2 pseudogenes are annotated in these 497 nt (G+C 51.3%); both read left to right on the plus strand.

The window, feature by feature from the left end:
- Positions 1–284 (plus strand): annotated as a pseudogene (locus BHE85_RS18465) (IS4 family transposase); the annotation flags it as partial.
- 4 nt (positions 285–288) lie between these two features.
- Positions 289–497, plus strand: a pseudogene (locus tag BHE85_RS18470) (transposase); the annotation flags it as partial.

Consider the following 497-nt stretch of genomic DNA (forward strand, 5'->3'; position numbering starts at 1 on the left):
GCTTATAATCTGGTGAGATATCAGATGATTAAAATGGCGGAACATCTGAAAGGTTACTGGCCGAATCAACTGAGTTTCTCAGAATCATGCGGAATGGTGATGAGAATGCTGATGACATTGCAGGGCGCTTCACCGGGACGTATACCGGAGCTGATGCGCGATCTTGCAAGTATGGGACAACTTGTGAAATTACCGACGAGAAGGGGAAGGGCCTTCCGAGAGTGGTAAAGGAGAGGCCCTGGAAATACCCCACAGCCCCGAAAAAGAGCCAGTCAGTTGCTTAACTGACTGGCATTACACATCCCGGAGAAGTTTTTTAAGATGGTGAGGTACTTCGGGTTCCTTGCCAACCGGGTGTGTGGAGAGAAGCTGCCGCAGGTGTACCGTGCTCTGGGGATGGATAAACCGGAACCAGTGGCGAAAGTGTGCTATGCACAAATGGTGAAACAGTTCCTGAGTCGTGACCCGTTCGAATGCGTGCTGTGTGGCGGCCGGAT

This window comes from Shigella sp. FC1567, assembly GCF_001743015.1.
Classification (GTDB): Bacteria; Pseudomonadota; Gammaproteobacteria; order Enterobacterales; family Enterobacteriaceae; genus Escherichia; species Escherichia coli.